Annotated in this window: 16 protein-coding genes and 1 riboswitch; of the genes, 6 read left to right on the plus strand and 10 right to left on the minus strand. The window is 39.2% G+C overall.

Features of this window, described 5'->3' with window-relative positions; genetic code table 11:
• Positions 1–160 precede the first annotated feature (160 nt).
• Both CWC17_RS16160 and CWC17_RS16165 read right to left on the minus strand, forming a co-directional pair.
• Positions 161–493, minus strand: coding sequence for a hypothetical protein (locus CWC17_RS16160; RefSeq protein ID WP_138540595.1), 333 nt, complete (start codon positions 491–493; stop codon positions 161–163).
• A 20-nt stretch (positions 494–513) separates the two neighbouring features.
• Positions 514–1218, minus strand: a complete 705-nt coding sequence (locus tag CWC17_RS16165) for a DUF2982 domain-containing protein (RefSeq protein WP_138614031.1) — start codon at positions 1216–1218, stop codon at positions 514–516.
• Between the two features lie 246 nt (positions 1219–1464).
• On the opposite strand from CWC17_RS16165, the gene CWC17_RS16170 reads away from it, so the two are divergent.
• From CWC17_RS16170 to msrA, 3 genes are all read left to right on the plus strand, one after another.
• Positions 1465–2517 carry an efflux RND transporter periplasmic adaptor subunit gene (locus CWC17_RS16170; RefSeq protein WP_138540594.1) on the plus strand — a complete coding sequence of 351 codons (1053 nt, stop codon included), beginning with the start codon at positions 1465–1467 and terminating at the stop codon, positions 2515–2517.
• Positions 2518–2520: 3 nt separating this feature from the next.
• A complete protein-coding gene (locus CWC17_RS16175; protein WP_138614033.1) occupies positions 2521–5628 on the plus strand; it encodes an efflux RND transporter permease subunit in 3108 nt (1035 codons plus the stop codon).
• An 89-nt stretch (positions 5629–5717) separates the two neighbouring features.
• On the plus strand, positions 5718–6254 hold the full coding sequence (gene msrA, locus CWC17_RS16180) for a peptide-methionine (S)-S-oxide reductase MsrA (protein ID WP_055017586.1): 537 nt from the start codon (positions 5718–5720) through the stop codon (positions 6252–6254).
• Positions 6255–6336: 82 nt separating this feature from the next.
• Here the strand turns inward: msrA and CWC17_RS16185 are convergent, their stop codons facing one another.
• The 3 genes from CWC17_RS16185 to CWC17_RS16200 all read right to left on the minus strand — a co-directional run bounded on the left by CWC17_RS16185 (position 6337) and on the right by CWC17_RS16200 (position 9988).
• On the minus strand, positions 6337–8166 hold the full coding sequence (locus CWC17_RS16185) for a TonB-dependent receptor domain-containing protein (RefSeq protein ID WP_138614035.1): 1830 nt from the start codon (positions 8164–8166) through the stop codon (positions 6337–6339).
• Positions 8167–8215: 49 nt separating this feature from the next.
• Positions 8216–8385, minus strand: a riboswitch (cobalamin riboswitch).
• A gap of 67 nt (positions 8386–8452) precedes the next feature.
• Positions 8453–9235, minus strand: a complete 783-nt coding sequence (locus tag CWC17_RS16195; RefSeq protein ID WP_138540590.1) for an ABC transporter substrate-binding protein — start codon at positions 9233–9235, stop codon at positions 8453–8455.
• A gap of 270 nt (positions 9236–9505) precedes the next feature.
• Positions 9506–9988, minus strand: coding sequence for a YajQ family cyclic di-GMP-binding protein (locus tag CWC17_RS16200; RefSeq protein ID WP_055014934.1), 483 nt, complete (start codon positions 9986–9988; stop codon positions 9506–9508).
• A gap of 150 nt (positions 9989–10138) precedes the next feature.
• On the opposite strand from CWC17_RS16200, the gene CWC17_RS16205 reads away from it, so the two are divergent.
• Both CWC17_RS16205 and CWC17_RS16210 read left to right on the plus strand, forming a co-directional pair.
• Positions 10139–10492 (plus strand): VanZ family protein, encoded by a 354-nt coding sequence (locus CWC17_RS16205; RefSeq protein WP_055014933.1) that lies wholly within the window; start codon positions 10139–10141, stop codon positions 10490–10492.
• Positions 10485–11387 (plus strand): ketopantoate reductase family protein, encoded by a 903-nt coding sequence (locus CWC17_RS16210; protein WP_138614037.1) that lies wholly within the window; start codon positions 10485–10487, stop codon positions 11385–11387. The genes CWC17_RS16205 and CWC17_RS16210 overlap by 8 nt, the downstream gene beginning before the upstream one ends.
• A gap of 26 nt (positions 11388–11413) precedes the next feature.
• On the opposite strand, the gene thiI is transcribed toward CWC17_RS16210, so the two are convergent.
• Together thiI and CWC17_RS16220 are read right to left on the minus strand one after the other, a co-directional pair.
• Positions 11414–12871, minus strand: a complete 1458-nt coding sequence (gene thiI, locus CWC17_RS16215) for a tRNA uracil 4-sulfurtransferase ThiI (RefSeq protein ID WP_055014931.1) — start codon at positions 12869–12871, stop codon at positions 11414–11416.
• A 97-nt stretch (positions 12872–12968) separates the two neighbouring features.
• Positions 12969–13622: a TetR/AcrR family transcriptional regulator gene (locus tag CWC17_RS16220; protein WP_138614039.1), complete on the minus strand. Its 654-nt coding sequence runs from the start codon at positions 13620–13622 to the stop codon at positions 12969–12971.
• Positions 13623–13796: 174 nt separating this feature from the next.
• Between CWC17_RS16220 and coaD the strand changes: the two genes are divergently transcribed.
• Positions 13797–14288 (plus strand): pantetheine-phosphate adenylyltransferase, encoded by a 492-nt coding sequence (gene coaD, locus CWC17_RS16225; protein ID WP_138614040.1) that lies wholly within the window; start codon positions 13797–13799, stop codon positions 14286–14288.
• A gap of 41 nt (positions 14289–14329) precedes the next feature.
• On the opposite strand, the gene CWC17_RS16230 is transcribed toward coaD, so the two are convergent.
• From CWC17_RS16230 to CWC17_RS16240, 3 genes are read right to left on the minus strand one after another with little or no spacing between them, the layout of a single operon-like run.
• A complete protein-coding gene (locus tag CWC17_RS16230) occupies positions 14330–14857 on the minus strand; it encodes a hypothetical protein (RefSeq protein WP_138614042.1) in 528 nt (175 codons plus the stop codon).
• Positions 14850–15362, minus strand: a complete 513-nt coding sequence (locus CWC17_RS16235) for a hypothetical protein (protein ID WP_171042103.1) — start codon at positions 15360–15362, stop codon at positions 14850–14852. The genes CWC17_RS16230 and CWC17_RS16235 overlap by 8 nt, the downstream gene beginning before the upstream one ends.
• Positions 15362–15871, minus strand: a complete 510-nt coding sequence (locus tag CWC17_RS16240) for a hypothetical protein (protein WP_249935939.1) — start codon at positions 15869–15871, stop codon at positions 15362–15364. The genes CWC17_RS16235 and CWC17_RS16240 overlap by 1 nt, the downstream gene beginning before the upstream one ends.
• Positions 15872–16763: the final 892 nt, after the last annotated feature.

Below are 16763 nucleotides of genomic sequence, written 5' to 3' on the forward strand. Positions count from 1 at the left end.
CAACACGCCCTAGGCAATAAATGCGCTATTTAGTTGCTCTCGCCAATTGTTCCTGTATTGCGCGAGCTTCTGCATCCATGCAGCCGAAATGAAAATTTTTTAACGCAGGAAGCGGTACGTTTAGCCCCGCAAAATGGTTAAATATTATTGCACATTGGTATTACATATACGTATCTTGATGAATACGCACAAACAGCTTAGTGCCTATTTTAGAGTAATCTACTTTGTATTCACGTCCATCAAGCGCCTGAATAAACAATAGCTGTTTTTCTTCGCCAAAAATATCTGCGCTACTTATATTAACAATTTCAAGGTAGCGCTCTTTGGCATCTCGCCGGTTTTTAGGTAGGTCCTCTTTAAACGGCTCTAAACCATTTTGAGTTACCTTTATACGTGGGTGCTGCTCTGCATTTACAATGACTAGATCAAGCTTTTTATCTTTATGGATGATGGTATTGCGACCACTTTTAATAAAAGATCTTTCTTGGCTCATTATTTTTCCTACTATCGCATTTAGTGTCCAACTTGCGATGCTATAAACCGTTCAGGTGCGCGTTTCCATTTATTTAAGTCGGCACTAAACGACCAAATATCTGTCTCTAATACACTTGCGGGTAACAGTAAATTATACCCCGTTAACAACTCAAGGTGCTTCGCTCTGTTAGCAAACATAGCTATGAGTCCAGTATAGCTAAATCCTTTAGGTGAAGTGTATTGTGTCTCTTCTATTAACCATTCTGATGGGCAATTGCCATTTTTGCAATGTTTTTGAACAGCTTGCATAAATAAATTACGTTGTTCTATCAGTAGTTTTCCGGCGATACGGGGATGTATAGCGCTTAAAAATTCGTCCATATCATTGAGTTTTAAACCCACTGCGTTTAATTCAAGGTATTCAGGGCCGTCAGCCACCTTAGGAATACCGCTGTGGTGCAGGTTACTAACATTTAACTGCCACTGACCATACTTATGCTGATACACAAGTAAGGACTCACTAAGTAGTAAACTATAATACGGCTCCTGTGTTTTTAAAAAACCAATAAAGATAGCCGCTAGACACATACTGACTAAAAATATTTCTATTAAGCTAATTTCACCCGGGCGCAATAAATTAAACAGCATAATAAATACTAAACCTATGCTGCCGACAGAAAGTACTTCAATGCCATTACGTGAGCCTTGCGCTCTGTATTTTTTTAATGAATTTTGCTTAGCCATATTGGTAAAAAGCCATATAGAATAAAAACATAACAATACCCCAGAGTATTATTTTTCTGATTGTTAAACAGGTTTTACACTGTGCTTGTGGCTTCATTGTTTTATCATAATTTTAGCGTTAAATGGGAACAAGTAATTAGTCTCATAAATTTTTACGCCTAACGCACAAATTTATGAGACACATAACCGCCTTTCCACGGTCTTATTTCGTACAATACTTACAATTTATTTTCAGGTATGAAAACGATGTACTCAAAACAGTCAGGTAAAGCCCTTTTTCCATTTCTAATTTCGCTTCTTGTTATTTTAAGTGTGTACCTATATTTACCATCTAGCCATGGTGAACAATCTAATTCAAGTAATAAGGCAACAAGAGTTAGCGCTCATACGGTATCGTCTCAAGAAAACACCGTTATGATTGAAGCCATAGGCAGTGCACGTGCAAATCAAGCTATTTATATTAAAAGCGCACAAAGCGATTATGTCACCCACATTTATTTTGAAGATGGTGACTTAGTTAGTAAAGGCCAACGCCTTGTGCAGCTGCAAAATCAGCAAGAACAATACGCTGTAAAAGAGCTAAGCATTAACTTAAAAGAAGAAAAACGTCAGTTAAGCCGCCTTACCGAGCTTTCTCGCACACAATCTACCGCTAAATCATTATTAGAAGAGCAGCTTTCTCGCGTAGATGCCACGCAAGCCCAACTAGAAAGCGCTAAAACCAAACTTGATGAAATGCTAATTACTGCGCCGTTTTCTGGCTTATTAGGCAAACGAGAAATATCGGTTGGTGCTTATGTAAGTAGCGATACAATTATTACTACGCTTGATGATATTAGTATTATAAAAGTTGACTTTAAAGTTCCTGAAAAATATTTATCTCAACTTAGCCTTGGCATGAAAGTACATACCCAAAATGACGCCTACCCAGGTAACACCTTTACCGGCAAAGTTACTCATATAAGTTCCCGTATTGATTCGGTTACCCGCAGTGTTGAAGTAACCGCAAGCTTTGCTAATAAATCAGGATTACTGCGACCTGGCATGCTTTTAAATACCGCCCTTGAACTCAGTAGTAATCAGGCGCTTATGGTGCCAGAGAAAGCCGTGATCCCACTGCAAGATAAACACTATGTGTACCAAGTAAAAGAAGGCATTGCCAATAAGGTAGAAGTGCATGTTGCTGGCAGAAATAACGGGTGGGTAGCAATTGATGAAGGCCTTAGCGATGGTGTGCAAGTAATTACCGAAGGCATTATAAAAATTCGCCCTGGTAGCAAAGTAAGTGTTGAGGGTTAATCGGTGAAAATTACAGATACGAGTGTCAAACGCCCTGTTTTTGCCATAGTAATTAACTTACTACTGCTTACATTTGGGTTGGTAGCCTTTTCGATGCTACCACTTAGAGAATACCCTGATATTGAAACCCCTATTGTCAGTATTAGTACTGACTATACCGGTGCGTCGGCAGAAATAGTCGAGACAAAAATAACGCAAATATTAGAAAACCGGATATCGGGCATTGAAGGTATTAAAAGTATTAATTCTTCAAGTAGAAACGGGCGCTCTAATATTGTTATCGAATTTGATATTAGCCGTGATATTGATGCAGCCTCAAACGATGTACGAGAGCGAGTTGCGCGTGCACTAGATAACCTACCAGAGCAAGTACGCCCGCCAGAGGTCTCTAAGTCAAACAGCGACGAAAGCCCGATTGCTTGGTTTGTACTCAACAGTGAAACTATGAACTCGTTGCAATTGAGCGATTATGCACAACGCTTTATTGTCGACCGATTAGCCGTTGTAGATGGTGTATCAAATGTCCGTATTGGCGGTGAGCGTCAATACGCCATGAAAATTTGGTTAAACCGCCAAGCCATGGCTGCACGTGGTATCACTTCAAGCGATATCGAAAATACCCTGCGCAGTGAAAACGTAGAACTACCAGCAGGTGAAATTGAATCTATCGACCGCGACTTTACCGTACGTACAGCGCGTAGCTATAAAGATCAACGTGATTTTCAAAACTTAGTTATTAAACGCGGTGAAGATGGCTATCTTGTACGCTTAGGTGAAGTGGCTGACGTACAGTTAGAAGCCGCCGACGATGAAAGCCTGTTCCGTGGTAACGGCCGTAACATGATTGGTCTTGGCATCGTAAAGCAAGCTAAAGCAAACACGTTAACGGTGGTAGATAACGCGCGCAGTGAGCTTGAAAAAATAAAACGTAACCTGCCAGAGGGCACCACTATTCAAGATAGCTACGACTCGTCTGTTTTTATTAAAGAGTCAATTAGCGAGGTTTACAGTACGCTTGCCATTTCTATGGGATTAGTGGTGTTAATCATTTTTATCTTTTTAGGCAATATTCGCGCTACACTTATCCCTGCCGTTACAGTGCCCGTTGCCCTTGTTGGCAGCTTTATGTTTTTGCTTGCAATGGGGTACTCAATCAACTTATTAACCCTGCTTGCATTAGTGCTAGCGATAGGCCTAGTTGTAGATGACGCCATTGTAATGCTTGAAAATATTCACCGTCGGATTGAGCTTGGCGAGCCTCCCCTATTAGCCGCCTTTAGAGGTGCCCGTGAAGTAGGTTTTGCAATTATTGCGACAACGCTTGTGCTTATTTCGGTGTTTGTACCTTTAGTATTTATGGATGGGCGAATTGGCGCCTTGTTTACAGAGTTTGCAATGGCTGTAAGCGCCGCGGTGTTTTTCTCTAGTATTACGGCCCTTACGCTTTCGCCTGCGCTATGCTCTAAAGTTTTAAAAGCGTCAGAAAAAGAAAGTAAATTTAGCCAATGGATGGACCGCGTTTTTAGCAAAATTGAAAACAGTTACCGCCAATCGCTCACCTCAAACATGACCAAAAAATGGGGGCTTATGGTAAGCCTTGTGCTAGCTGGTTTTGTGAGCTATTCATTGTTTTTACAAGTCCCCTCAGAACTAACGCCAAAAGAAGACCGTGGCACCTTTTTTATTATGATGAGTGGCCCTGAAGGCGCAAGTTATGAAAATAATGCTGCTAATATGGCAAAAATAGAAGAGCGCCTGCTTCCTTACTCTGAGGCTGGGGAATTGAGCCGTGTGCTAGTGCGTGTTCCTGGTTGGGGCGGCAGTGGCGGTGTAGCCATTGTAGGTATGGCCGATTGGGATAAACGCAAGCGCTCTACCTGGGAAGTAATGGATGAAATAAGCGCTAAAATGACCGAGGTAACAGACGTGCGTGCCTTTGCTATTATGCGCCGTGGTATTGGCGGTGGTGGCTCTTCTCGTCCTATTGAGTTTGTACTGCAAGGTAACGATTACGAGCAGCTTGCTGATTGGCGCGACCGCATTATAGAGCGCGCAGAAAAGAACCCTGGCTTGGTAAGAATCGATCATGACTACAAAGAAACCTTTCCACAGTTTTTGGTCAGCATAGATAAAAACAAAGCCGCTGATTTAGGTGTATCGGTATCAGATGTAGGCACAACCCTTGAAACCATGTTAGGTCAGCGCCGCGTAACCACCTTTATTGACCGCGGTGAAGAATACGATGTAATTTTAAAAGGCACGAAGCAAGACTTTACAAACCCTACAGATATTTCAAATATTTACCTTAAGTCGCGCAGCGGTGAGCTTGTTCCGCTAGATAGCCTAATTAGCTTAAAAGAAGAAGCAACAGCATCACGCTTAAATCGTTATAACCGTATGCGTGCTATTACACTTAGCGCTAACCTTGCAGAGGGCTATACGCTTGAACAAGCACTTAACTTTTTAAACAAAGTAGCTGCTGAGGAAAACGACATTGACGGCGCAGTAGATTACAAAGGTGAATCGCAGTTATTTTACGAAGGCGCATCAGCTATGACCTATGTGTTTGTGCTTGCACTGACTGTGACCTTTTTAGTTTTAGCGGCGCAATTTGAAAGCTTTATCCACCCGTTTGTAATTATGCTTACGGTCCCCCTTGGCTTAATGGGCGCTATGTTTGGCCTATGGGCCACAGGTCTTACACTCAATATTTACAGTCAAATTGGTATTGTAATGCTGATAGGATTAAGCGCTAAAAATGGTATTTTAATAGTCGAATTTACCAACCAACTGCGCGATAAGGGCGTTGAATTTAGCGAGGCTATTTTGCAAGCGGCCACTCAACGCCTGCGCCCAATAATAATGACCTCTCTGACCACAGTAATGAGCGCGGTGCCTTTAGTATTAGCATCAGGCCCAGGCGCAGAAAGTCGCATGGTAATTGGTGTGGTGGTATTTACAGGCGTTATAGTATCAACATTACTAACACTGTATGTTGTCCCTACAGCGTATTATGCCCTAGCTCGCAACACACAATCGCCCGAGTTTTTGCAGCAAAAATTAAATAAGCAAGCCGACTCTCACCCGTTAAAAGACAGCGAAGAAACTTAACTGAGCTTAGACTGCGCCGTAACTTGCTGTTGCGGCGTAATCAATTTATGCTCGCTGTAATACTGCAACATACATAATTAGGACAACTTATGAGCACATCAACACAACTAGCAACATTTGGTGGAGGCTGTTTTTGGTGTATAGACGCCGCATTCAGGCGTGTAAAGGGTGTACTAAATGTCAGCTCAGGTTACACTGGCGGCAATACCGACAACCCCACATATAAATCGGTTTGCTCAGGTACAACAGGTCATGCTGAGGTTGTTCAACTGGAGTTTGACAGCGATGTAGTGAGCTTTGAAACCCTGCTTAGCATGTTTTTTACCTTACACGATGCCACGCAATTAAATCGCCAAGGTAACGATATTGGCACACAGTATAGAAGTGTTGTTTATTACCACAACGATGCACAATTAAAGCAAACCAATGAGATGATAGCCCAACTACAAAATCATATTAGCGAACCAATAGTGACAGAGGTTAGCCCTGCTACAACGTATTACCCTGCAGAGCATTATCATCAAGATTACTACAACGAAAACCCACAGCAAGGTTACTGCAGTATTTTAATAGCACCTAAATTACACAAGTTTGAAACTGTATTTAAAGCGTTTTTAGCTGACTAGCTAATTTGCGTTGTTAAATTGATTCTAAACACACATTAAAAAGCCCGATATAAATCGGGCTTTTGTATATTAAATAACGCCATTAAAACTGATAGCTTGCACCTGCAAAAAAGCGACGTTCTGGGGTGTTATAGTAGTAGACTTCACCGCTTGTAAAGTCAGCTCTTGAGTCAACCACATTGTAATCTCTGTCAAATAAGTTCTCTACACGAAGCGACAACTCAATACTATCGTTTACCTGATAGTTGCCCGCTATGTTCCAAAGTGTATACGATCCTAGGCGCGTTATAGCCCCCTCGCGATCACTGCGGTATTGCACATCAATGCGAGCATCAAAAGCTCCAAACTGCTTTGCGATTTCCCAATTAACAGTGCGCTTGGCAACGTTGCGTAGCTCATCGCCGGTTTCTTTATTTTCAGCACTTAAGTACGCAAAATTAAAGTGGCTATCAAACCCAAAAATTTGCTGAGCAAGGCTAAACTCAACCCCTTCATAGCGAGCTTCGTTTATATTAGCTAATGCAAAGTTTGCATCGTAATCAATTTTATCTTCGATATCGTTTCTAAAAATTGCAAAATCGACTTGTGCACTGTCAAAATTAACATTAACACCAAGTTCGCGGTTTGTTGATTTTTCAGGTTGCAGGTCCGGATTACCAAAATTTGGGTAGTATAAATCGTTAAACGTAGGTGCTTTAAAACCCGTGCTTTGACTAATTCTAAATGTTGAATTTTCAGATAAATGATAACCGGCCGCCGCGGTATAAGTTGTTTCATCGCCAAACTGTTCATCGTCGTCTTGGCGAAGAGTTAAATTGGCAAGCACAGTATCGGTGTCGTAGTAAGCCCCAACAAACACAGCTAATACATCGCGGCTATCCTCATCAAAAGCTTGAGAACTGTGCGATACATCATCCTTATACCAATTAACGCCGCCGCTAATATTAAGCGTATTAGTTAAACGGTATTGGCCGTTGTAATCTACTTGCGAACGTTTAGTAATAAACGTACTGGTTGTTGGCCCACCTGTAGAAAAATCGACATACGTGCTGTTAGAATCATCCGTTGCAAAAGCAACCTCAAGAGCATGAGATTGGTTAGTGTAGTTTTTGCTCCACTGCGCCGACAACTGATAGTTTTTAAAGTCCCCTCTTTCAACTGTGCTCGTAGCAGGGCTAAAGCTGCTATCATAATCTGCGTAACCTTCGCTGTACTGACCTAGTAGCTTAAAATTACCATAGTGAGCATCAACATAATTGACTTTAAAACCTAGGTTCTTATTTTCGTAACCATCGTCATCTGGGGCAACACCTTGCAGCGCGTCAAAGCCATCTGTTTTTTCAAAACCGGCGTTAAAAGCGCTAGTCACATCAGCCGATTTAACAGAGCCCGCAAGCTGGTAGTTTTGATAGGCATTAGAGCCAAATGTGGCATCAAGCGAGATATTGCTCGCTTCGCGCGTTATTATATTAATAACACCAGCTAAGGCGTCTGAGCCATAAACAGCGGCACGCGATCCTTTTATGATCTCGATTCGCTCAATACTATTTAGCGGCACATTACTTAGTGCTTTTTGGCCAAGTGTGGCTGAGCCCGTGCGAACGCCATCAATTAAAATTAACGTATCGCCAGAACCTGTACCACGTAAAGATACGCCCGACGTTTGGCCAAAGCCCCCATTAGGATTAATTTGAAAACCCACTTGTGTGCTTAGTAAGGTTGGTAAATCGCGTACATTACTTTTGTCTATTTGTTCTCGACTGATAACATTAACGCTTGCTAAAACATTATTTATTGATTGTTCAAATTTATTAGCGGTTACAGTGATTTTTTCAATTGGATTTTCTGAAGCAAAGGCAGAAAAAGACAACGCAGCCGAGATAGCAACGCCAAGAGTTGTTTTATTTAGCATGATGTTCCTTATCTTTGCCCACCGCAAAGATTTAAGTAAGTAAGATTACTTCAAGGCCGGTCTCCGGACTCAGTAAACACATAAATGCGTTAATACTTTACCGTTGCGGGGGCAGTGTTGGGATTGCTTTTGTCATAAAGGCTCACCAACTTCCCGATTATCTTGCTGTTAGTTTTAATACTTTAAACCCTGTATTTAGCAACCAGCAAGCACCTTGAAAATAGGCGGTTATTGTGAGCAGTTTGTTTACAAATGTCAACGGACGTCTATATAGCTAAAAATTAAATTAATTGTTTTGTGTAAAGCTAGAGGTTATGCCGTATGAGCTTAAAAGCGCGGTGATTTTTGGTTTTATTTCGGGCGCATTTAAAAGCTTATCCATTTGTTTTACCGAAATTTTACTGCGCGAAGGGTTAACTAAAAAGTGAGTATCGTATATAGCATCTGGTGTATTGCTCCTATAAAGTAGGTCCATATTAAAAATGTTATTCTTTTTAAAATATTGATAAGCAATATTGTTTATAACCCCTACATCTGCTCGCTTTAATAGCAGCATTTTTACAACGTTAAACTCATCAATTGTTAAACTAACTTGGTGTTCTTCACTTAAATATTGTGCATCAGTTTTAAAATCAGCAAAACGATAGGAATACCCCAATACCCCCGCTTTTGTTAAAGCATGTAAGTCATCGAAATAGCTTTGCTTTTGGGCGTTCTGTGCTAACGTATACAGCTCATTTTTAGCAATAACATAAAAGCTCGTTTCCTGTAAGGCGCTTCTTGATCCCTCGGGCACCCATTGCTTAGCCATTAAAAACAACACATCAAACTCACCCCACTCCACCCACTTTTTGAGCCTTTTTACAGGCAAAGAGTTAAGCGTAAATTTATAGTCATTTTGAGAATCATTGAGTATTTTAATAAACTCTGGAGCTACTCCTTGCTCTTTTTCAGCATTAATAATAATTGGAAAGTAACCGTCCTCTACCAACACATCTACATTTATTGGCTTAGCATAACTAAACTTACTGCACACAATAATAATTATAAAAATAAAAAACTTAAGCATTTAAGGCCTTTAACAGTCACTATTAAGTAATATTGATATTAAGAATAGCCTAATATACGCAACTGCGTACTAAGCAGGTTTAATAATGCATTTAAATAATGTTCAAAGAGTATGGAAGCACAGTAGTGTGATTTTACGCAGGTAAAAGGGGTTTAGGGTTGCGAGTAAATAAAGGCTGTAATTAGGACGGGGTAAAATGTGTGGCTATTACATTTAATAACCACACATTTAAATTTTCACTTTAAAATACTAATGGCAGGACTTAGCTAATCAATCGCGAAAGTTTTTAAACTGGAAAGGCTGACCTAAATCTGCAGTACGAACGACTTGCATAGCGGCTTGTAAATCGTCACGCTTTTTACCCGTTACACGTACTTCTTCACCTTGAATAGCAGCTTGTACTTTTACTTTTGAGTCTTTAATGGCTTTAACTACTTTTTTAGCCATGTCTTTTTCGATGCCTTGTTTAAGTACAACATTACGAAACACATTTTTGCCAGCACGAGTAATATCTTGCAAATCTAAGCTTGCCACGTCCATACCTCGTTTAGAAATTTTAGCGGCTAAAATATCAAACAATTGCATTACCTGTTGATCAGCCTCTGCTTTTAACTTAATTGTTTTATCATTTAACTCAATTGATGCATCCACACCTCTAAAGTCAAAGCGCGTTTCAAGCTCACGGTTGGCATTATCTACTGCATTTTTAGCTTCGTTCATTTCTACTTCTGATACGATATCAAATGAAGGCATTGGGTTCTCCTAACTATTAAATCTAAATTTATGCGCAGATTATAACGCTAAAATTATAAATCTTTACATTTTTCTGCCAGTTGTTCAGGTGCGATACTAATTTAGTTTGATATACTGCAGCCTCTTTTTTAAGCGGTTTTAGGATTTATCGTGACAAGGCGTGTTTACCAAGCAGTTTTTTTGATTAGTATTGTGGTGTTTACCCTCTTATTTGCCAAAGAAATAAAAGGCGGCGTTACGAACTTATTTCCACATGTTGATAAAGTTGCCCACTTTGGGATATTTTTTATACTCGCCATCATTATGGATAAAGCCTTCAAATTACCGCTGTACACGCAAATACTCCTGCTTGCGGGCTACGGTGCAGCAATAGAAATAATGCAAGATGCGCTTCCTTACAGACAAGCCTCGTTAGGTGATTTTGTTGCTGATTTTGCTGGTGCGGCCACGTACTTTTTACTAAGAAGCATTTTTACTCCTCGAAAAAAGAACCCTTATGGCTAATATTCTTATTATTGGCGACGGCGCTATTGGTTTATTGCTGAGCCATTTTTTATCTAAAGCTCATAACGTCCATGTTTTAACACGTAAAGCTACTACAAATACGCGTTTTTATTGCAAAGCAAAACAGCCTTCGCAAAAAATTGATGCACGGTTCATTACACTCACACAAATGAGTGAACAGCCCGTGTTTGATATTGTTATTTTTGCTGTAAAAGCTTTTCAGGTGCAATCGGCGTTTACGAAAGTAAAACCCTTTTTATCGTCAAATAGTGTATTAATTTTGTCGCACAACGGTATGGGGAATGTTGAGACGCTCAATGAGCAACTTGATAAGCAACACGCGTTGTATTTTTTAACCACCAGTATGGCTGGTTTTAAAACAAACGACTTTATAGTACAGCACACCGGTGAAGGTAAAAGCATATTAGGTGCTTGTAACCCATGCGCGCACAGTTACCGCCAAGCAATGTGCGAGCAATTGCAAAACGTACCACTGCTAAGCTACTGTACTAATATTGAGCAGCTACGGTTTGAAAAACTATTAGTAAACATTGCTATTAACCCATTAAGCGCACTGTATGATATTAAAAATGGTCAGTTACGTGCTCCTTATTTTAATAGCATTATTTTTAACTTATTAACTGAAGCATGCCAAGTAGCTCATGCTTTAAAGCTTGATATAAAACTGGCCGATGCCCTTAACAACGCTTACAACGTAATGATGCTAACCGCTGAAAACTACTCTTCAATGCATCAAGACGTAGCACACAACCGGCAAACCGAAATAGACGCCATTTGTGGCTACATTAGCCAACAAGGTAAGCGATTAAATATCAGTACTCCGCTAAACGATGCCCTACTCGCTAAAATTCAGGCAAAAAAAAGCGTGGTATAAGCCACGCTCTAAATTACGTTTAACCTTTACGGGCGGTAAACTTTTACACCCGTAAAGCCTGCTTCGTGAAGAATAAGTGCCTGTAACTGGCTCATAACCCCTCTTTCACAATACAGGTAATAGTCTTTATCTTTTGGTAAGTCACCAAACTTAGTCGCTAAGCGGAAAAACGGTAAGTGCACTACATCTATGCCGTCAATCTCAAGTGGCGCTGCATCTTCTTCCTCTGGTGAGCGAATATCAACAACCACTGCACCCGCTGGTAAATCTACAACCGACTCAGCTTCTTTAAGTTCTTGCTTAGCCTCTACGTCAATGTCGCGCACATCCATAATACGCGCGTTTTCAACAACAGTATTGAGCACATCAAAGTCAAACTTTTCTTCTTCGGCTTTAATAACGTCAATTTTAGCTTTCACCGTTGGCTTTTTAGATATTACGCCGCAGTATTCAGGCATGGTTTCGGCCATTTCTGCGGTGCCGATTTTACGGGCAATATTAATAATTTCTTGCTTATCGTGCTGAATAAGCGGGCGCAAAATAAGGGTTTCTGTCACGCGGTCAATCACACTTAAATTAGCTAAAGTTTGGCTAGAAACCTGACCAATACTTTCACCGGTTACAAGTGCTTGAATATTTAATTTTTCAGCAACTTGGCTACCAGCACGCATCATCATACGTTTTAGTACAACACCCATTTGGCTGTTTTCAACGTTTTCTAGAATCTCCGCAACAACGGGTTCAAAATCAACCGTGATAAATTTAACTTTATGAGTAGAGCTAAACTTTTTCCATAAATAGTAGCTAGCTTGCTTAACACCAATCTCGTGCGCAGCTCCTCCTAAGTTAAAGAATAAAAAGTGCGTGCGAGCACCTTTACGGATCATCTGATAACTTGCTACCCCCGAGTCAAAACCACCCGACATTAGCGAAAGCACGTCTTCTTGCGTAGGTAGAGGAAAGCCCGCCATTCCAAGGTGAGTCTTCGTTACTATGTACGCTTTATCGTCTTTTACTTCTAAGCGAATAGTGACTTCTGGGCGGCTTAGTTTAACGCGCGCGCCTTCAACGTGCTGGTTTAAACCACCGCCAACGTAGCGCTCTAAATCGGTAGAAGTAAAGTCGTGTTCACCAATACGCTTAGCGCGTACACAAAACGTTTTACCAACAATGGTGTGCCCTACTAGGTCTATGGTTTTTTTATAGATATCGTCAAGCGTAGTAAAGTCAGTTTCGGTCACTTCAATAAATTGCACAATGCCAGGAATACGCTGCAGGCTGTCTATAAAGTTTAGGCGTGTTTGTGCATCATCAAGCTTAGTTACAACAGAAATATTATCCCAGTTGTTTCTTACTTGTACTTTTTCGTCAACACGGCGCAACATAATTTTAATGTTATTTTCTAACACTTTAGTAAAGCGTTTACGTACCGAACGGCTTTTAATGGCAATTTCAGGATGTAGTTTGACGATAAATTTAAGCATAGTTCACTCTTAGACTGCGGGAATTCGCGCTCCCAGGCATTGGGCGCGCGATTATAGCAAAAATTTTTGCGTCTAGGAACTAACCAACTAACACCAGTTAAGCAAGCGCTGGAGCTTGCTCTGCAAGTTGGGTGTATTTTTCACGTAACTGATTCATTTTAAGCATGCTTTTTTCGGTGCTGTAAGCCCTAAATAATGCTAATACTTTTAAAATGCCATGATAAATATCTTGCTCGGCTAAATTACCACTGAGCCTACGCGCTTTAATATATGGAGTCCAAAAACTAACGGTTAGTTTAAGCGTATGGGCAAGTTCAAGCGCATCTTGCTCTTGTATTGCAATCATTTCGTTATCACGCAGGCCTAAAATAACTTGGCGAACCTGCTCTAATAGCGTTGCCTGAAAATCTATATAGGCCTTTTTTAAATTTTCATCTCTTGAGAGGATGTCGCCTAAATTGTCGTAAAAAAAGTGATAGCGCCACATTAACTCAAATAAAGAATCTAAATAAGCAGTTAAATGATCAAACGCATCATCGTTTACTTCAATAGGTTTAAAATGAGTATGTAAGTGTTCACTATAAAGCGCAAAAATATGCCGAATAATGTCTTCTTTATTTTTAAAATGATAGTAAAGGTTACCCGGGCTCATCCCTAAATGTGATGCAATGTGATTGGTTGATATTGCACGCTCACCGTGTTCGTTAAATAACGAAATACTGGTGTGTATTATTTTATCCTTAGTATTCATATGCGACGACTCAAATTAACTTATAAACTACTTTACACTAAATAACAGTCCTGCAGTATAAACAAATCAGGTTGGTTTAAATACCATCATAATTTACTATTTTAAAAACACGCTAAGCTGATTTGTGCCACAAACACTGATAGACTACCTAAAAAATAATAGTTAGTGAAATCTATGAACGTTACGGCAATCTACCCAGGGACATTCGACCCCTTAACTAATGGTCATACCGACCTCATTCAACGTGCAGCTAAAATGTTTAGCACGGTTATTGTTGCTATTGCACATAACCGCACTAAAAAGCCGTGTTTTAGCCTAGAAGAGCGAGTTAGCTTAGCCAACAGCATTTTAGGGCATTTGAGTAATGTAAAAGTGATTGGTTTTTCAGGTTTACTTGCCGATTTAGCTTTTGAGCATAAAGCCGATGTACTTATTCGCGGTATTAGAGCAGTGTCTGACTTTGATTACGAATTTCAGCTTGCGAACATGAACCGCCGCCTGAACCCCGATTTAGAAAGTGTATTTTTAACACCTTCTGAGCGTAATTCGTTTATATCATCTACCTTAGTTAAAGAAGTGGCTCGCCATAATGGCGATGTAAGCGAGTTTGTAAGCCCACTTGTAGTGGATGCTTTAAAACAAAGATTAGGTGGCGTGGTAAGCTAAATAAACACAATGAGCGCACGTTGGTGCGCTAATATACCTAACTACTTTTTAGCCATAGCGTGTAATTCATTGCGGTTAAATAAAGCGCGTTTAAGCTTTACTAAGCCCAAAATGTCTTTATTTATAATTAACACAAGTGCCATTGTAAAATCGCTAAAATACATGCCAAAAATATATACCGCCCAAAACCACCAATAGTAAAGTGTACCCTGTATAACAATGTCGTAATGCATACCTAAAAATAAGCAGGCATTACAGCTTAGCCCTACAATTAAATAATAAAAGGACGTAGGTATGGTTTGATTGGTGAAATTACGCCACAAAAGTAAAATAAGGAGAGTTACAGCGTCATAATAAAAATAATTTAAGTGTGGCGTTGCAATAAGTGGGCCCATAAGCAAACTAGCTGTGTAGGATGCCATCATAATAAATGAAAGCTGTGCCCTGCTTTTATCTGGCTTATTAATACTCGCCGATAAGTTGTACAAAAAGGCAATAAGAAAAAACCACGTAAACAAAACAGCTACGTTGTATCCTAAATCAACAAGCTCCCAAAGGATATCAGCCACCTAGCTTCGCCCTCACAATAAAGCCTGCCAATTTATCCATAACATGCACTAACATTAAAAAATCCTTTTTAATGAACAAAATACTAACCATGATGATATCCATAATATTAATAACAACCGTATAAAAAGACCAAAACCACCACGGTTCGTAATTACCACGTACAAACACATCTATGTGCATAGCTAAAAATAATAACGAATTGATGCTCAAGCCAAATAATAAGTAAGTAGATATGCGTTTTTCAGGTAAGTAATACCGCAGAAGTAAAATAAAAAATAACGTGACTACGTCATAACAAAATAACTCTATGTAAGTAATATCATAAATATCAATAAAGAAGCTAAAGCAATAAGATATGGCCATAACTAAAGATAGCCATACTGCCTTTTTTGCTGAATTGTTAATACTAGTTGTTAGTGAATATAAAAAGGCCATTAAAAACCCCCACTGCACTAACACACCGATATAAACTGACACTTCAGGCGGGATTAGAACATTATTCACTATTGCGGTTTCTTAGTAAAAAAAGAGTAAATAAGGTTTTTAAAATAAATGATTTTTAAAAAGTCTTTATTAATAAACAAAACTAAAATCATGCTCAAATCAGAAATGGCCACCACTGATGAATACAACCCCCAAAGCCACCAATAGGTGTAATTATGCAAAATATAAGAATCTATATACATACCTAAAGCAAAGCACATATTGATACTCAGCCCAAGCATAAGATACATAAATGCAACCGTTTTCTCTTTAATATAAAAATATTGAGCAATAGTTAAAACCACTATGGTAATAGCGTCTAAAATAGCGAGGTCAAGATAAGTAATGGTTTGGTAATTGAACAAAACACCTGGAAAATACGAAATAGCCATAATTGATGAAAGAATGACTAACGCTTTAAAGCGTGAATTGATAGATGATACTAAAGAATATAAAAATGCCATGAGAAATCCCCATTGCAATACCACACCGATTATATGGGCAATTCTCACATCTAATAGAAAAGACATGACATCCATCTTAAAAGTAAACGCTAATAATAAGCACCTCAAAAATAATAAACAACATTGTTAACTGAGCACCTAACTTAGTATTTTACTTATTAAAACTAAAAAAACTTTTGTCGCCATAAACGTATCGATACATCGCCTTTAAAATGCTAGCTGCAAAACCACCTTTTAAGCTTAATTAAGCCTAAAAAATCTCTATTAATGATTAATACAGCGATCATACACAAATCAGAAAACATAACAGCCGATGAATAAAAGCGCCAAAACCACCAGTAGGTGTAATTATATAGAATATTGGTATCTAGATACATGCATAGGGCTAAAAAGGTGTTAACACTAAGGCCGATGATTAAGTAGGCATAAGCTGTCGTTTTCTCTTTAATAAAATAACGCTGAGCTACATATACAGCAACTAAGATAGCGATGTCTAAAAGAGCAAAGTCAAATAAGTAACCGTTTGAAAGTTTGTGAATATCCAAGGCAAATAACCTATCGCCATAATACTAGAAAGTACAACAAAGCCTTTAAAGGGGTTATTAATAGAGGATACGAATGTGTATAAAAAGGCCATGAGAAACCCCCACTGTACAATAGCGCTTAATATATAAGCGAAATCGAAGTTAGAGATTATATCAAAAATAGCCATGTTGCTTGATACACTATGTAGTTAGGCAAAAAATGAGTAATATTAGCATAATTTATCTGCCCTTCGTCAGTACCATAGGTCTAATCAGGTAACTAAACTCAATAAATAGCTCCATAAATGCAGTTAATATCACGTTATTAAAGTTCAGCCACACTTATAACTTTTCAATAAGCCGATTATTCTTTAGCTGATTAACCACTAATGAAAGCATCATTGATACATCAATTAGATTTACGCCGATAGAAT

This window comes from Pseudoalteromonas sp. S3785 (genome assembly GCF_005887365.1).
In the GTDB taxonomy this organism is placed as follows: domain Bacteria; phylum Pseudomonadota; class Gammaproteobacteria; order Enterobacterales; family Alteromonadaceae; genus Pseudoalteromonas.